We start from the raw sequence: 15,640 nt of genomic DNA, 5'->3' as shown, positions 1-15,640 counted from the left end.
CGCTATTTATCAAAACTATTTCATCTTAAGCTGAACACTATATGACACAACCTCATATTAAGAGATTAAGTCGGTGGGTTTACTCAATATACTCACTACTTTGTTGTATATTTTAATCTACTGGGTAGTACTAAAACCACCCAATTATATTCATATTTAAACCCAACCAAATCAATAAGTTTGCTACCGAATTATGCCAAAACTGACCAATGTCAGTAATACGTATCTAATCTTTACGATTTGTTTTATCTGCAATAATCATAAAGCCAAGAGTATTGCCAAGCGCATTCCATTCAGGTTTATACATCGATTCCACAAATGGTGCTGGTACAGCATAAGTTCCTACTGTTACAGCACGAGCCAAATAGGTTAATCGTGTTCGATAACGATTATTGGCAATACTATTTTTGACATCAATTGCTGCCACATAACGATCATCTCGATATTCTTGATAACGCACATCACTACTGCTCTCTTCTTTCAATAATTCAGCAAGTTGTGGAATCGCTCGAATATCGACATAGCTGTTAGATAAATTAGGATTCTCAATTTCTAATCCCGCTGGTAACATATCAACAACCAAAGCATCATTAATGACCGTATTAGCACGCACATCCAGCATCACAATAACCATATCGCCAACGTTGAGTTGTTCTGCTGTTATCGGTTTACCCTTAAGATCAAAATATTGTCTTGTAATATTCAGCACATTATTGGCTGGTGTCGGTGGTGGCATTTTTTTCGCGTAGCCTGACATCGAGAAACTAATATACAGTGGTGCAGCATTATAAGGATTATGTACACTAATTCCATTAGATAACTGTTTGTAATCCATTGTACGATAAATTGTTTCTTTCGCTTTGATGCTCTCTTTGTTATTGAATAAGACAACAATATTCTCTTGTTCTTTTTGTTGCATATTTTGCCAACTCACCAAGAACAGCGCACTCAGCTCTTGTGTCGACAAATAACGTTCATTACGTAGTGAATTAGATAGTTTTAATAAATAACTGGCCTGTGCATCAGTTTCTAGTTGATATTCAACCATCAAGTTATAAATTTGGGCTTTATCTCGTATAGCACTACCATAATCACCTAACCAGTAATATTGACTATCTCGATTGGTCATTAATGCAGTATTGAATAAGTCATCAGCACTGCGATTATTGCCGGTCAATTTTGAAGCAATTGCCAATTGCATAATCGGTAATGGCGATAATAAAACCGTGCTATCATTACTTTTGACTTGCTGATACAGTCTTTTTAATTCATTACGCATCGATGGTGTAATCTTATGCTGTTTGGCTAATATTAATGCCGCGTAAGATTTAGTTGCAAATTCAATATAAGACTCAATATCACTGGCGTAATACCCATTTAGATTATAAAAAGCGGCTGGATCATAAATATACTGAGCAAGACGCTCAAATGCATGAGTCAAACCTTGCTGGTTAACTTGATAACCACGTTCTTGTGCTCGTAACAGAAAATCAACCGCATAAACAGTTAACCAATACTCTTCAGGGCTTTCTTTTCCCCATAGTCCAAAGCTACCATTATTGCGCTGCATGCCAAATAAACGATCAATACCAATTTGGACATTTTTACGTCGTTGGTCATCAGAATCCCCTTCAATACCTAATTTTTTTAATATCTCTTCATTGATATACAATGACGGATATAAACGGCTGATGGTTTGCTCTAAGCATCCATAAGGATAGGCATACAAGGATTTAATGTACTTAGCAATATTAAATGGTGGATTATGTGAAATCACAATCTCAGCATCAACCGTATTTGCAATTAAATCCGTTAAAGCAGCTGGAGATAGCGTCCATCCCTCACCACCATTTAACGCAGCTGATGAAGCCCGTGTGGTTGCTGCATAAGGAGGCCTAACACCTATCGCCCATGCTCGCGATAAATGATAGTTATCTCCATCAGCCAATAATACGTCATCAATATTAACCGTAATTTTGCCCTGTCCATAGCCATATTCAGCCGTTGCAGGAATTTGCATAACACGCTGCTCTTGTGGTGCTAAACTAACCTGCTGGGAAAGGGGATAATCAAGTAATTTAATTAAGCCTTGCGTATTGATGCCGATTGTCAAATTTTGTGTTATATCAGTCAAATTACGTAATTCAAAAGCCATAACAGTTTGATCACCGCCCGAGAGGAAACGAGGCGTTGAAAGTTCAGCAATAACCGGGGCTGAAACCGTCATAGTTTGTTCAGCAAAACCAAAGCGATGACTATCCCAAGCTTGTGCCATGAGTCGTAATTCACCATTAAAATCAGGTATTGCAAGGTCTAATTCACCTTCGCCTTTACTATTGAGCATTACCGTCTTGAGTTGTTGAGCAACAATGTTAACTTGTGTAAGCGGCTTTTTACCACCTGCTACACTTTGTAATGACATACTGCTGTCGCCACCAAAACTTATGCCGACAAGGCGGCCGCCGCCCTCAATTAATTTACCATAGACATCAAACTGTTCGACATTATAGCGTTTACGCCCAAGAAAAGCCGAATACGGATCGGGTGTGACAAAGTCAGTAATATTCAATACACCACTATCAACCGCGGATAACAGTACGGTAATTTTACCGTTTGCAGCCTGTTTATTCGCAACACTCACCTTGATTTTAACGGTTTTATCAGGATGAGTCTTTTGCGGTGATATAATGTTTAATTTAAGCTGCCGACTTGATGTGTCGATTGGAAAATAAAGCAAGCCGACGGCGCGTTTAATCGTTTGTATGGCTGAATCGGTACTTGGTCTGACAACCATCGCATTAATGTAAATATCATGTCTTCCCCAATCTTTAACTGGGATATCAACATCGATACCATTTTGCGATACCGCGATTTCTTTCATCCAAAGCGTGCCATCATTGGTCTCTAATGAAACATAACCAGAACCGCTAACAGGGGCTTCAATATGAACTTTGGCGGTATCTCCAATTTGGTAAGTCGCTTTATCCAAACTTAATTTAACTTGATCAGGACGTACCGCACCACTATGATCGGTATTATCACTCCAACTATAGCCATGCCAAAAGCGCATGCTACTCATCACATTGTTTTTTGCATCAATGACTTCTATGCGATATGAACCTTCATCATCAGGTAAAAAGCTCACTTTGGTTACTTCATTTGCAGCAACTTTTATTTTATCTTCGGAGATAACAAACTCTTTTTGATCATATTGAGCTTGCCACCCTTCACTATCAGACCAAGTCCAATAATAATCGCGTCGTTCTTTAACGAATCTAACCGTTAGCTGATTAGATGACAATTTGTTACCTTTACCATCAACATAAGCGATTTCAAACTCAGCATTGTTACCTATATCGACGGTTGGACGATTAACGTATTTATCTAATGACCAATCATAATAACGACTTTCAGCAAACAGTGCTCTGATAGCTGGCATTTGGGTAGCAGGCCAAATTGTTTGTGTGACAGAACGTGTTACAGGCCGTCCGCCGACATCTAAAACACTCGCTTGTAATACAACTTTGATGGGTGACTTAATATCGCTCCAATTTTGTTTATCAATAGTAATTTGCGTTACACCTTGATTGTTTAAGGTTTGATTAATACTATTGAGCTGGCGGTCAATATTGGCCTCTGAAACTGAACCAATATTGAACCCCGTTAATTGGGCAACGGAACGCTCTTTTAATACCACAATATTTGCTTGTAACTCGTTGCCAGATGCCGGCGCGCCATACAAATACCAACCTTTTACCGCAAAAGTCGCATCTTGATTATTGAGAATAGGTTTATCTGCCGTTGGGGTTAACGTTATCGCCATTCTTTCAGGTAAAAACTCTTCAACTGAAAAAGAGTGATAGCGATAAATATCATCACCTAAATTAAATTTAAATAACCATTTACCCGTTGCAGCATTTGTCGGAATTAAATATTCAGTCTGATAAAAGCCACTTTGTTTATCCGTCGCTTTCCAGACAAAGTCTTTAATAATTTGTCCTGTTGGACTAATAATTTCGGTTTTTATTGGCTGATCAGGTAGCAACTGACCATCTGCATCACGCAATAACGCATTGAGATTAACAGTTTCATTTGGACGGTATAAATCTCGTGGTCCAAAAGTGAATAACTGTTTTTGATAAAATGTATTACCTAATACATTAAATTCGCTCAGATCTAAGGCCCCTCGATCAATATACACAAACGACATTTGCTCACCATCGCTTGCGGTTAATAATCGATATTGCCCATCAAGATTTAATTTGAACTCAGCGTAGCCCTGTTTATTCGTTTTAACATTAACTGACTGACATTTTTCTACTTTTTTCGCACACAATGCTGTAATTTGAATATTATCTAGCGCACTGCCATCATCTAAACGATGAGCAAAAACCGCAAGTTTGCCTTTTTCATAGCTGTGTACAGAAATGCCAACATTGCTGATTGAAAAAATTGTCATCGGATTCGAATAATTATAACTTCCAGATTGATTTAAGATGGCAATATAAGTGCCTTCCCCTTTCAATTCATTGATGTTTGTTAAATCAATAATGACATTTTCTTGCACATTGGCTTTTGGAGCCAAATTAAAACGCGCAGAATATACCAAGTCAGCATAAGATAAGGCATATTGTGATGACCAAACAGATAAGAGTTTGACTGAACCATAATCAAGCATGAAATCATAGATTTTGTCTGATTTAATCCGGAAAAAATTCACATCAACTTGGTTCACATTTAAGGTCGTAATTGGCAGACCCGTCATTGATTTACTGGGTAATAATGAACCATTACTTGAAAATCCAACCATTGGCAGGCGATCACGCGTCGTGATATTTGCTTTATAGGCTGATTTTAAGCGTTCACCATTTATTGCCTGCAACATTTTATCGATATGTAAACTGAGTTTACGATTTGGTTCTAAATAACGATGGCGAAGTTCTAACCCATTACTCGATAGTTCCCAATGGCCATCAAGGTCGCCCTTACCGTCTTCAATCAGGCGAATAACATTATTGAAATTTTGCTTAGGATCTAAGGGTACCGAGAATGTTACAACGAGTGTACTTGCACCCTCTAAAATCATTTCTGAGCTATCAAGTACTGAAAGTGACTTATTCTGATACTGTTTTATTAGCTCTTTACTTGGCGCAAACGCGAGCTTGTGATTGCCAGAATTAGCCGTTGTTGTATCAGGCAGGTCTATTTTATTTGAGATAACCGGTGTATCATCAAATTCAACCACTATCTCATTTTGTGTATTATCGTCAGGCTTACTTAAATTAGTATCTGTGTTATCACAACCCCACAATAACAATGAGAAACTGACTAATAACACATAATTAATCCAGTGTTTCATTATCCTAATCAATCCTTATTTAAATCATGTGATTTTATGTCATAGAATAATAAAAATGTAAAAATTGGCTTATCCTAAAAGCCCAGTTCTAAAACATAAAATGTAGCAAAAGAAATTCTTATAATTTTATGCGCATATAATAACGAAAATTATACGAAAACTCTATCTTTCAACCAAAGATAATTTGTTTATTATGTTAGATATATCAAATATTAATGATAAATCCATTCGAAACCGGTGTTTATTCTTGCAAAAAAAATGATTTTATGAGTTATTTTGCATTTTTTAAGCAAAAATATCATCATTTTGTGGTTTTAATATGTTAGTCGTCGCCGAAATTGGATAAATCATAATGATTTTATAGTAAATTTTGTTAAAATGTCGTCTTTGATTGAATATAATCTTATTTGGAACGGTGCATGCGCTTTCGAACAATACTATTATCATCTTTACTTTGCTTTTTACCATATAATGCGATAGCGGCCAGTTTTGATGCAACCACTTTATCGCTTGGCTGGGGGATTCCATTTGCGGGTATTTTGTTATCGATTGCCCTCTTTCCTCTTTTTCTACCGACGGTATGGCACCATCACTATGGTAAAATAATTACCATTTGGACTTTACTCTTTGTGATTCCCTTCGCATGTGTATTTGGGTTAGATACCATCATCTATATTGTTGCCCATGCGACGCTTGAAGAATACATACCGTTTATTTTGCTCTTACTTGCTTTATTTACGGTTTCTGGTGGAATATTGATCACCGGTAATTTAAAAGGTACTCCCAAATTTAATGTACTCCTGCTTGCGATTGGCACATTACTGGCTTCAATAATGGGCACAACGGGCGCTGCGATGCTCATGATTCGGCCCATTATCCGAGCAAATGACAATCGCCATCATCGCGTGCATATTATTATCTTTTTTATCTTTTTAGTGGCAAATATTGGTGGTGGTTTGACTCCATTAGGTGATCCACCTTTATTTATTGGCTTTTTAAAAGGGGTTGATTTTTTCTGGACAGTAAAACATATGTTTTTACCAGTACTGCTTACATCTATTTTGCTACTGGTTATCTTCTATTTTATTGATAACTATTACTACAAACGTCAAGGTGAAATACTCAGCGCTGATCCAACACCCAATAAAGCGATAAAAATCTATGGTAAACAAAATTTTATCTTATTAATCGCGATTATTATCACGGTATTAATGTCAGGTGTATGGCAATCAAATATCATTGTCACAATATTAGGTACACATCTGGCACTTCAAAATATTGTTCGTGATCTGCTTTTTATTGTCATTACCATTACCTCAATGATAATTACCCCAAAACAAGTCCGAGCTGGTAATCAATTTAATTGGGAACCCATTGTTGAAGTAGCAAAACTGTTTATTGGTATCTTTATTACGATAGCCCCCGTATTAGCCATCTTACGTGTCGGTAACCAAGGGCATTTATCGTCATTGGTATCATTAGTCAGTAATGCTCAAGGTGAGCCAATAAATATTATGTATTTTTGGCTAAGTGGCATTTTATCGGGCTTTTTAGATAATGCACCAACTTACTTGGTGTTTTTTAATTTAGCGTCAGGTGATGCAAATGTTTTAATGGGGCCACTTGAAATGACGTTATTAGCCATTTCAATGGGGTCGGTTTTTATGGGGGCACTGACCTATATTGGTAATGCACCCAATTTTATGGTCAAAAGTATTGCAACTCAAAGTAACATTGCAATGCCGAGCTTTTTTGGTTATATGAAGTGGTCGATCGGAATACTTCTGCCTGTTCTCATCATTAATACGGTTGTATTTTTTATGATTTAGCCAATTCATCTAAACGTTTAATCAAGGAGAGAAGCTCAGCCGCTTCCTCCTGTTCTTTTAATGATTCTTCAAAGTAAGGATGCAAACTAAAATTGCGGGGTAATATGGCATTTGCATCAATTAATGCCCGCATTCGGGGGATAAAAATCCATTGTAGCCATTCATACGATGACATCCTATCAATGGCAAAAGGCTGCTCACTCAAAAATGCGTCAGGATTTGGCGGTAAACTTTGCCATAATAACTTTTGCTGCATTTCACATTCAATTTCTTTGAGTAACAGTAAAACCGTGTTATTAAAATTGTTCATAATAAAATTCTTAATTGCATGATCGCGTATTCAATAGTATAGCATTAACGTTTAAGGGTTAATTGTCCTTACCTATTTTTTGTTATTTTTTTATCATAAGGTATGATTATAGTGTAAAAACATCAAAAAATAACCTTTTGGGTAACCAGTGAACGATAAAATGACCAATCAAAATAGGGGCCTGGATCGGTTTTACGTCCCGGCGCAATATCACTATGACCGGCAATATGCTCAATAGGATAGTAGTGTTGCAAACATTGTGTAATCTTCGCTAACACGGAGTATTGAACAAGTGTAAAAGGTTCAAAATCAGTGCCTTCCAATTCAATACCTATTGAATAATCATTACAGTTCGCTTTACCTTCAAACGTTGATATACCAGCATGCCAAGCTCGTTTATCAAAAGGGACAAACTGAGTCACCTCACCATTGCGACGAATAAACAGATGAGAAGACACCTCAAGTTGGTAAATCGTTTGAAAATAGGGATGTTGATGTGGATTTAGCTTACCTAAAAATAATTGCTCAACATAAGGCCCGCCATAATGGTTTGGCGGTAAGCTAATATTATGAATAACCAGCAATGTAATCATCTCACCAATCGGTCGTTCATTAAAATGTGGTGATGCAATATATTTGGCATCACTTAAACAGCCCTGTTGAATTTTTGCGTAACTATGCCCCATCGTTTAATCCAATAATTTTGTGTGGCTGATCGCAAAATTATATCACTGACCGCTCATATTCAACAATCTTTACTATTGATGTCACATCGCAGTGTGATACCAAGTACAAAACGTTGTAACTCGTCTATGGTGTGATTAATTCTTACTTTATTTATAGGCATTAACCATGAAAAACTTAAACAAAAATCCATTATCACAATCTGGTTTTACACTATTTGAACTCATGATCGCCATCGCCGTGATTGCCATTTTAACCGCGATTGGTGTCCCGGCGTATCAAGGGTACCTACAAAAAGCGGCCATGACAGACATGCTACAAACCATGACGCCCTATAAAACAGCTATCGAAATTTGTGCCTTAGAACAAGGTAATTTAAGCAACTGTAGTAGTGGTAGTAATGGAATCCCAACCACAAAATCAACATCTTATGTTACATCAATTGATGTGTCGTCGGGTATGATAACACTCGTAGGGCAAAGTGCATTAAATGGGCTCACGGTCACATTAACTCCGACGATAAATTCAATACACGGTCACCTTGATTGGCAAAAAAACTGTGTCAGCGCTCCCGCCAACAATACTCTTAATGATGTGTGTCATGATATTTTTCGGTTTTAATCAATATGAATATGACATCAATCCGCTATCCGGAACATGAAATAACGACATTAACGGATCAATTTTTACAAGATGCGCTCAATAAGCGAGCGTCTGATATACATTTTGAGCCTTATTCGAATGAATATCGGATACGAATGCGCATTGATGGTGTTTTACAGACAATGGCCATTTTGCCACTATCGCAAGTCAAACCAATGGCAGTAAGACTTAAAATTATGGCCAATCTGAATATTGCGGAACAACGCTTACCGCAAGACGGACAGTTGACTTTAGGGCAACATGCCATGCGAATGTCGACACTACCTATTTTATCTGGTGAAAAGATTGTGCTGCGTATTATGGATAATCCACAACATACGCTATCTATTGATCAATTAGGTTTATCTCAACAAAATCATTTAGACTTTGTAAAAACCTTGAATTTACCACAAGGTCTCATTCTAGTGACTGGGCCGACAGGTAGTGGTAAAACGAGCACATTGTATAGTGGGCTTAAAGAGATAAATGTTGAAACTCGCAACATTTGCAGTGCGGAAGACCCTGTTGAAATACCCATTAGTGGCATTAATCAAACACAAATCAATCCTAAAACAGGTCTTGATTTTGCGCAAACGTTACGTGCTCTTTTAAGACAAGATCCCGATATCATTATGATTGGTGAAATTCGGGATCAACAAACCGCAGAGATAGCTGTACAAGCAGCCCAAACAGGACACTTAGTCTTATCAACATTGCATACCAATTCGAGTGCTCAAGCGTTAATCCGCTTAAACCAAATGGGGATAAAACACTATTTGATTGCCTCAAGTATCAAATTGATCATTGCACAACGGCTAGTACGAAAATTATGCCCCCACTGTAAAGCGCTTTCACCACTTTCTTTTTCATCTCTCCAAGATGTCCATCAAAAAATACCGCACCACTATTTAGCTAAAGGCTGTCATCATTGCTTAGGTGGCTACTGTGGACGAATAGGATTGTATGAGTTTTTGCTGATTACAGAGCCAATACAAGCGCTACTGTTATCTGAACTCAATTTTTCATTAAACCAACTGGAAAAAATGATGGCGCAATGTGAGATCCAAACTTTGCATCAATCAGCCATAAATTTAGTTATGCAGGGCATCACCTCATTGGCGGAAATTGAACGAGTATTAGGCATAGTTTGCCTATAAGGGAGCACGATATGCAATTAAAACGCATTTATGTATGGCTTGACCAAAATGGTGAATCACACTTACTGGTTGCAAAATCGTTATCTCAGGCGAGACAACAACTGTTATCGGAGCAACATGCATTTATTAGCTTAAAGGTACAGGGTTGGTTTACTTTTCGTCACTTTACTAAGCAACAACTGATTATCGTCACTCAACAACTTGCTATCATGTTAAAATCGGGCTTACCAATTGTTGAAAGTTTAGCCACACTCATTGATCAGCATCCATTAGCTCATTGGCGCTGGCTACTTGAAGAAATAAAAAAGCAACTGATTGCGGGCAAATCGGTGTCACAAATCTTGATACGGTACCCTGCAATATTCCCCTGTATTTATCAGCAAATTGTTGCTACAGGGGAACTGACTGGTCAACTTGATCACTGTTTCGATAAAATTGCCCTACAACTTGAACAGCGTTTACAGTTACAGCAGAAAATAAAAAAAGCGATGCGTTATCCCCTATTTTTATTACTTATTTCAGCAATTGTGTCACTCATTATGTTAGTTATTGTGTTACCTCAATTTGCTGAAGTGTACCAAAATTTTGATGCACAATTACCGTTTTTTACGCAAATAATGATTGAATTATCACACACATTGCAATCCCATTTTTTATGGTTAGTTAGCCTTGTATTAGCCAGTGCTGCGCTATACCGATATTACTTTAAACAACGTTACTCATTACACATCGCTAAATACAGTCTTAAATTACCGATTATTGGTCACGTCATTAAAAGCGCTTGCCTTACTCAAATTTTTCAAACCTTACTTATCACATTACAATCGGGTATTCCATTACTTAGTGGGCTAGAAGCCGCACAAACATCGACACTCAATCCCCAGTATCGATTTAGCGTAATACAAATCATTTCCGATATTAAACAAGGCTATACCTTTAGCCAAGCCGTTGAAGAACAACCGCTATTCCCGCCATTATGTCGGCTATTAATTCGTGTTGGAGAAGAGTCTGGTACTTTAGAACTGATGTTATCAAGATTAGCAGATCATTTTCAAAAAAACAGTGTTGAGTTAACCCAAACGCTTGCACAAAAAATAGAACCTTTAATGATGTCAATAATGGCAATTATCATTGGCAGCCTTGTTATTGCAATGTACCTACCCGTGTTTCAACTCGGTAATGTGATTCATTAATGCTGAACATGTTCATAAGTGCAATTTTTGGGCTATGCATGGGGAGTTTTGTACACGTCGCCATAAGTCGCTTTTCACCGCACTATTCTTTTTTTCAATACGTCTTTCATATTTGTTTGAGCCGTTCAAAATGCCCCGATTGTCAAATGCGGCTTCATGGTCTTTTATTAATTCCAATATTATCTTGGCTGATACTTAAAGGACGTTGCAAAATCTGTAAGAAATCGATTCCGATTCACTACTTACTTATGGAGTTAACCTTAGGTTGCCAGTGTATTTTTATAACGTGGTTACTGGATATGACCGTGTGGACAGGAATTATCATTTTACTCGGTCATCTTTTTTTTATTCTTGCTTGTATTGATATAAAATATTTATTGCTACCTAATTACTTTAATTATGCAATTTTGTTAATTGGACTACTTACCGCTCATTTGGGTATTGCAAATATTCAGTTGGATGAAGCCTTAATCGGTATAATATGCGGTTTTGCTTTATTGTGGCTACCCGCTAAACTTCACCATTGTATAAAAAAATACCCGGGTTTAGGTGGCGGTGATATCAAGTTACTTTCAGCATTGGGAACATGGATCCATTACGAGTATTTGCCACTGCTATTAGTTATCGCCAGTACAATCGGTATTATCTATTTACTGTTTTATGGTTATATCAAACAAGACAGATTAACAAATGTAAAAATCCCATTTGGACCTTGTTTATTAATTGCCAGTTATGGGATTTTACTTTTTGCGTCTGTTGATTAGTGCTTTTTCTTTTTACCTTGTACTGCTTTAAATCTTGGATTTGATTTACAAATAACAAAAACACGTCCATGTCTTCTTACTACCTTACAATCGCGATGACGATTTTTCGCCCCTTTTAATGAAGATAATACCTGCATAATGACCTCTATTTTGTTTTAAATAATTTACCAAATTGTTGTTCAAAACGTGCCACACGCCCTTCGTTAACTACTTGTTTTTGTTTGCCAGTATAAACAGGGTGAGAAGCCGCTGAAATTTCGATTGTGACATAAGGATAGACTTGACCTTCAAAATCAATTGTCCGATCCGTTTTAATGGTTGAACCGACTTTATAATACTCATTTGCTGTTGTATCATGAAATACCACTGTCTGATAATCAGGGTGAATATTCTTTTTCATATAATCCTCAGTAAAATTGTTACGTTATAACATAACAATTTATGCCAAAATGAATAAATTTGCAACAAATTATTACGATCGTATTTTAATTAATATAAAACAATCAATTAATAAGGTTACTTGCAGTTACTTTTTAGTATGATAAGCTAATTTTATCTTTCTATTTATTACTTATTCATTTTATGCCATATATTGTTGCCTTAAGTGGTGGGATTGCTAGCGGGAAATCAACGGTTGCAAATTTATTTTCGCAACTTGGCGTACCCATCGTAGATGCAGATATCATAGCCCGCCAAGTTGTCAAGAAAGAGACTTTTGCGCTTTCACAAATAACTGAGCACTTTGGTAGACAAATTTTATTGGCTGATGGTGAATTAAACCGAGCAAAACTGCGTGATATTATTTTTCATAGTGAGCAACAGCGACAGTGGATAAACCAGCTTTTGCATCCAATAATTCAACAAGAAACACAGCAACAGATTGCCCAAATTAATTATCCTTATGTGATTTGGGCCGTCCCTTTATTGATAGAAAATAATCTGCAACAATATGCTAATCGCGTGTTAATCATCGATACCCCTCCAGACCTACAATTAGCAAGGCTACTTAAGCGTGATAATATTAGTGAAAATTTAGCCAAAAGCATGTTATCATCACAGATAAGCAATGCACAAAGAGTCAGTTTTGCTGATGATGTGATTGTCAATGACGGCCACACATCGGCATTAACATCACAAGTTGAACATTTACACACTAAATATCTTAAACTATCTCAAAATTGCAATTAAGAGCTACATTGACATGGAAAATGCTAAAACTATGGTAATTTTTGAACATCCGCTTAATGAAAAGATGCGAACGTGGTTACGTATTGAGTTCCTTATCAAGCAGTTAGAACAAAATAAACATTTTAGTACCCATAATGCATTATTATTTTTTCACTCACTGGCAGAATTACTTGAAATTGTTGAACGTAATGACATTCGTGGCGATTTAAGTAAAGACATCGAAGAACAAAAACAAAAACTTTCTGTATGGCTTAATGTACAAGGTGTAGATACCAGTTTATTAAACGCTTTATTGGGTAAGCTTAACTCCATTTTAAGCGAATTAACCATAGCGCCTAAACTCGGTCAGAGTTTAAAAGAAGATCGATTGATCATGGCGATACGTAAGCGTTTAGCGATTCCTGGTGGGTGTTGTAGTTTTGATTTGCCTTCATTTTATTTATGGTTGCAACAAACACAAACTTACCGCGATAATCAAGTGTCATTATGGTTAAATAGTTTTTCAACACTATACCAAGCGATTTCACTTTATATGCAGCTCGTTCGACAATCGGGTAACTTTAAATCTTTTACCTGTAATAATAATTTTTACCAAAACCCGAATGATGTAGCACATTTATTACGCATACGTATTTCTCTCGATAAAGGGTTATATCCGCAAGTATCGGGGAATGCCGCTCGTTATGCCATTCGTTTTGTGGGGCTTGACTCACCAAATGATCAGAAAATTGAGACAAACTGTGTTGAATTTGAATTAGCGAACTGTTAAGGTGCTAAAAGAGATTTAACTTGCAAATATGATGTTATTCATGAAAAAAGAAAAAATAACGGTTAACTGCCCAACCTGTCAAAAAATGATTGAATGGGATGAAACAAATCCTTATCGCCCTTTTTGCAGCAAGCGCTGCCAATTGATTGATTTAGGTGAATGGGCCAATGAAAGCCATCGAATCCCAACCGATGAGCTAAATGAACATGATTTATGGAGTGAAAATGACTCCTACCAATTTGACCGTAAAGATAATTAAGTATGAAAATCCTTGGTATTGAAACCTCCTGTGATGAAACTGGCATTGCCATTTATGATGATCAACAGGGTTTGCTTGCAAATCAGCTCTATTCACAAATTAGTTTACATGCTGATTATGGCGGTGTTGTGCCTGAGCTGGCATCGCGTGATCACATTCGTAAGACTGTTCCCTTAATTCAAGCAGCGTTAAAACAAGCTAATTTAACGCGTGATGATATTGATGCGGTAGCCTATACAGCGGGTCCAGGGTTGATTGGTGCATTACTTGTTGGCGCCTCAATTGGTCGTTCACTGGCTTATGCATGGGATGTCCCCGCGATTGCGGTGCATCATATGGAAGGACATTTACTTGCCCCTATGCTAGAAAGTCACCCACCACAATTTCCATTTGTGGCGTTACTTGTCTCTGGTGGGCACACGCAATTAATTAAGGTAACGGATATTGGTCATTATGAATTACTAGGGGAATCGATTGATGATGCCGCTGGTGAAGCGTTTGACAAAACGGCTAAATTATTAGGAATTGACTATCCAGGTGGGGCAAAACTCTCTAAACTCGCTCAAGCGGGTGATAGCAAACGTTTCCATTTTCCTCGCCCGATGACTGATAGACCTGGGCTAGATTTTAGTTTTTCAGGTTTGAAAACCTTTGCTGCCAATACGATTCATCAAAATCAACCGCTCTCAGAACAAACAAAAGCCGACATTGCAAGAGCATTTGAAGATGCATTAGTTGATACATTGGTCATCAAGTCAAAGCGTGCTTTAGAACAAACCGGTTATAAAAGTCTGGTGATTGCTGGTGGCGTGAGTGCCAATCTCACTTTACGGCAAAGGCTGGCTGAATTAATGAGCAAAAGAGGGGGGCAGGTTTATTATCCTAGGCTCGAGTTTTGTACTGACAACGGCGCAATGATTGCTTATGCCGGAATGGTTCACCTTAAAAAAAATCAACTTGCGGATTTAGCCATTGATGTTAAACCACGTTGGCCATTGAACGAATTGTAACATGTCAGTTATTCGATGCGTTTAAAAGACGCATCGAATGCAACAATGTGATAGTGTTAGTTCTCTTCTTTATCGTGCGCGATATGAATATTTGCATCAGTTTTTTCACCTACATCTTCAGGTGTCGTGGCAACATTAGCAGAACCAGACTGAAGCTCGACTAACTTTTGTAAATTACGATTAATACTAAAAATAACGCAAATCAATTCAAAAGTAATACGTGTAGAGACAAAACCCACTAAAATCGTGATTAAACCACCAAAAAAACTGGCAAACATCATCACTAAGCCACTTAAGACAACCAGTACTAGTGCAATCCAGTAAACTAATGTTAACACTGATGGTACAACAAATTTATCAAAAAAGAATAAATCTTTAACTGAAAAATCAAATTTACCGTTAAACTTTTCCATACGCTTAAATCCTCGTTAAATATTTTACTAAATATCAATTATCTGAAATAATCTGCGCTTAAT

General features: G+C 37.2%; 15 protein-coding genes and 1 pseudogene. 10 read left to right on the top strand and 6 right to left on the bottom strand.

All coding sequences use genetic code 11. The features are described from left to right. Positions 1-226: 226 nt before the first annotated feature. Positions 227-5,359, bottom strand: a complete 5,133-nt coding sequence (locus ABEA36_RS00640; protein ID WP_345487668.1) for an alpha-2-macroglobulin family protein — start codon at positions 5,357-5,359, stop codon at positions 227-229. A 419-nt stretch (positions 5,360-5,778) separates the two neighbouring features. Between ABEA36_RS00640 and ABEA36_RS00635 the strand changes: the two genes are divergently transcribed. Next, on the top strand, positions 5,779-7,188 hold the full coding sequence (locus ABEA36_RS00635; RefSeq protein ID WP_345487666.1) for a sodium:proton antiporter: 1,410 nt from the start codon (positions 5,779-5,781) through the stop codon (positions 7,186-7,188). Here the strand turns inward: ABEA36_RS00635 and ABEA36_RS00630 are convergent. Then, complete coding sequence (locus ABEA36_RS00630; RefSeq protein ID WP_345487664.1) at positions 7,178-7,498, bottom strand: YqcC family protein; 321 nt, start codon at positions 7,496-7,498, stop codon at positions 7,178-7,180. The genes ABEA36_RS00635 and ABEA36_RS00630 overlap by 11 nt on opposite strands. Positions 7,499-7,620: 122 nt before the next feature. Continuing rightward, entirely contained in the window at positions 7,621-8,184 is a 564-nt protein-coding gene (gene ampD / locus ABEA36_RS00625) for a 1,6-anhydro-N-acetylmuramyl-L-alanine amidase AmpD (RefSeq protein ID WP_345487662.1), read from the bottom strand. Between the two features lie 166 nt (positions 8,185-8,350). Here ampD and ppdD point away from each other — a divergent pair, with 166 nt between their 5' ends. The 5 genes and pseudogenes from ppdD (at position 8,351) to ABEA36_RS00605 (ending at position 11,938) form a co-directional block, all read left to right on the top strand. Beyond that, on the top strand, positions 8,351-8,803 hold the full coding sequence (gene ppdD, locus ABEA36_RS00620; protein WP_345487660.1) for a prepilin peptidase-dependent pilin: 453 nt from the start codon (positions 8,351-8,353) through the stop codon (positions 8,801-8,803). Between the two features lie 5 nt (positions 8,804-8,808). Beyond that, on the top strand, positions 8,809-9,981 hold the full coding sequence (locus ABEA36_RS00615; RefSeq protein ID WP_345487658.1) for a GspE/PulE family protein: 1,173 nt from the start codon (positions 8,809-8,811) through the stop codon (positions 9,979-9,981). An 11-nt stretch (positions 9,982-9,992) separates the two neighbouring features. Next, on the top strand, positions 9,993-11,174 hold the full coding sequence (locus ABEA36_RS00610; protein WP_345487656.1) for a type II secretion system F family protein: 1,182 nt from the start codon (positions 9,993-9,995) through the stop codon (positions 11,172-11,174). Next, positions 11,174-11,452: pseudogene (locus ABEA36_RS13225) on the top strand (prepilin peptidase); the annotation flags it as partial. The gene ABEA36_RS00610 and the pseudogene ABEA36_RS13225, both read left to right, overlap by 1 nt. Before the next feature lie 21 nt (positions 11,453-11,473). Beyond that, complete coding sequence (locus ABEA36_RS00605) at positions 11,474-11,938, top strand: prepilin peptidase (RefSeq protein ID WP_345487654.1); 465 nt, start codon at positions 11,474-11,476, stop codon at positions 11,936-11,938. Here ABEA36_RS00605 and ykgO read toward each other — a convergent pair. Continuing rightward, positions 11,935-12,075, bottom strand: a complete 141-nt coding sequence (gene ykgO, locus ABEA36_RS00600; RefSeq protein WP_345487652.1) for a type B 50S ribosomal protein L36 — start codon at positions 12,073-12,075, stop codon at positions 11,935-11,937. The two genes, ABEA36_RS00605 and ykgO, sit on opposite strands and share 4 nt — an antisense overlap. 8 nt (positions 12,076-12,083) lie before the next feature. Further along, positions 12,084-12,338 carry a type B 50S ribosomal protein L31 gene (locus tag ABEA36_RS00595; RefSeq protein ID WP_345487650.1) on the bottom strand — a complete coding sequence of 85 codons (255 nt, stop codon included), beginning with the start codon at positions 12,336-12,338 and terminating at the stop codon, positions 12,084-12,086. Between the two features lie 182 nt (positions 12,339-12,520). Between ABEA36_RS00595 and coaE the strand changes: the two genes are divergently transcribed. From coaE to tsaD, 4 genes are read left to right on the top strand one after another with little or no spacing between them, the layout of a single operon-like run. Beyond that, entirely contained in the window at positions 12,521-13,126 is a 606-nt protein-coding gene (gene coaE, locus ABEA36_RS00590; RefSeq protein ID WP_345487647.1) for a dephospho-CoA kinase, read from the top strand. Positions 13,127-13,139: 13 nt separating this feature from the next. Next, entirely contained in the window at positions 13,140-13,895 is a 756-nt protein-coding gene (locus ABEA36_RS00585) for a cell division protein ZapD (protein WP_345487645.1), read from the top strand. A gap of 40 nt (positions 13,896-13,935) precedes the next feature. Continuing rightward, the gene (yacG, locus tag ABEA36_RS00580; RefSeq protein WP_345487643.1) at positions 13,936-14,154 is read left to right on the top strand and encodes a DNA gyrase inhibitor YacG; all 219 of its coding nucleotides are present in this window, start codon (positions 13,936-13,938) and stop codon (positions 14,152-14,154) included. A gap of 2 nt (positions 14,155-14,156) precedes the next feature. Continuing rightward, positions 14,157-15,164, top strand: coding sequence for a tRNA (adenosine(37)-N6)-threonylcarbamoyltransferase complex transferase subunit TsaD (tsaD, locus tag ABEA36_RS00575; RefSeq protein WP_345487641.1), 1,008 nt, complete (start codon positions 14,157-14,159; stop codon positions 15,162-15,164). 56 nt (positions 15,165-15,220) lie between these two features. Here the strand turns inward: tsaD and ABEA36_RS00570 are convergent, their stop codons facing one another. Then, the gene (locus tag ABEA36_RS00570; protein WP_345487639.1) at positions 15,221-15,577 is read right to left on the bottom strand and encodes a DUF4282 domain-containing protein; all 357 of its coding nucleotides are present in this window, start codon (positions 15,575-15,577) and stop codon (positions 15,221-15,223) included. Positions 15,578-15,640 lie beyond the last annotated feature (63 nt).

The organism is Orbus sasakiae, assembly GCF_039542345.1.
In the GTDB taxonomy this organism is placed as follows: Bacteria; Pseudomonadota; Gammaproteobacteria; order Enterobacterales; family Orbaceae; genus Orbus; species Orbus sasakiae.
This window is presented reverse-complemented; position numbering and strand designations above follow the sequence as displayed.

Bases quoted from the DNA above. Each gene is read 5' to 3' on its own strand.
- ABEA36_RS00615 (WP_345487658.1), top strand. From the start codon at position 8,809: ATGAATATGACATCAATCCGCTATCCGGAACATGAAATAACGACATTA.
- ykgO (WP_345487652.1), bottom strand. From the start codon at position 12,075: ATGCAGGTATTATCTTCATTAAAAGGGGCGAAAAATCGTCATCGCGAT.
- ABEA36_RS00595 (WP_345487650.1), bottom strand. From the start codon at position 12,338: ATGAAAAAGAATATTCACCCTGATTATCAGACAGTGGTATTTCATGAT.
- ABEA36_RS00570 (WP_345487639.1), bottom strand. From the start codon at position 15,577: ATGGAAAAGTTTAACGGTAAATTTGATTTTTCAGTTAAAGATTTATTC.
- coaE (WP_345487647.1), top strand. From the start codon at position 12,521: ATGCCATATATTGTTGCCTTAAGTGGTGGGATTGCTAGCGGGAAATCA.
- ABEA36_RS00635 (WP_345487666.1), top strand. From the start codon at position 5,779: ATGCGCTTTCGAACAATACTATTATCATCTTTACTTTGCTTTTTACCA.
- ABEA36_RS00630 (WP_345487664.1), bottom strand. From the start codon at position 7,498: ATGAACAATTTTAATAACACGGTTTTACTGTTACTCAAAGAAATTGAA.
- ampD (WP_345487662.1), bottom strand. From the start codon at position 8,184: ATGGGGCATAGTTACGCAAAAATTCAACAGGGCTGTTTAAGTGATGCC.
- ABEA36_RS00640 (WP_345487668.1), bottom strand. From the start codon at position 5,359: ATGAAACACTGGATTAATTATGTGTTATTAGTCAGTTTCTCATTGTTA.
- ABEA36_RS00585 (WP_345487645.1), top strand. From the start codon at position 13,140: ATGGAAAATGCTAAAACTATGGTAATTTTTGAACATCCGCTTAATGAA.
- ABEA36_RS00610 (WP_345487656.1), top strand. From the start codon at position 9,993: ATGCAATTAAAACGCATTTATGTATGGCTTGACCAAAATGGTGAATCA.
- ppdD (WP_345487660.1), top strand. From the start codon at position 8,351: ATGAAAAACTTAAACAAAAATCCATTATCACAATCTGGTTTTACACTA.
- tsaD (WP_345487641.1), top strand. From the start codon at position 14,157: ATGAAAATCCTTGGTATTGAAACCTCCTGTGATGAAACTGGCATTGCC.
- yacG (WP_345487643.1), top strand. From the start codon at position 13,936: ATGAAAAAAGAAAAAATAACGGTTAACTGCCCAACCTGTCAAAAAATG.
- ABEA36_RS00605 (WP_345487654.1), top strand. From the start codon at position 11,474: ATGACCGTGTGGACAGGAATTATCATTTTACTCGGTCATCTTTTTTTT.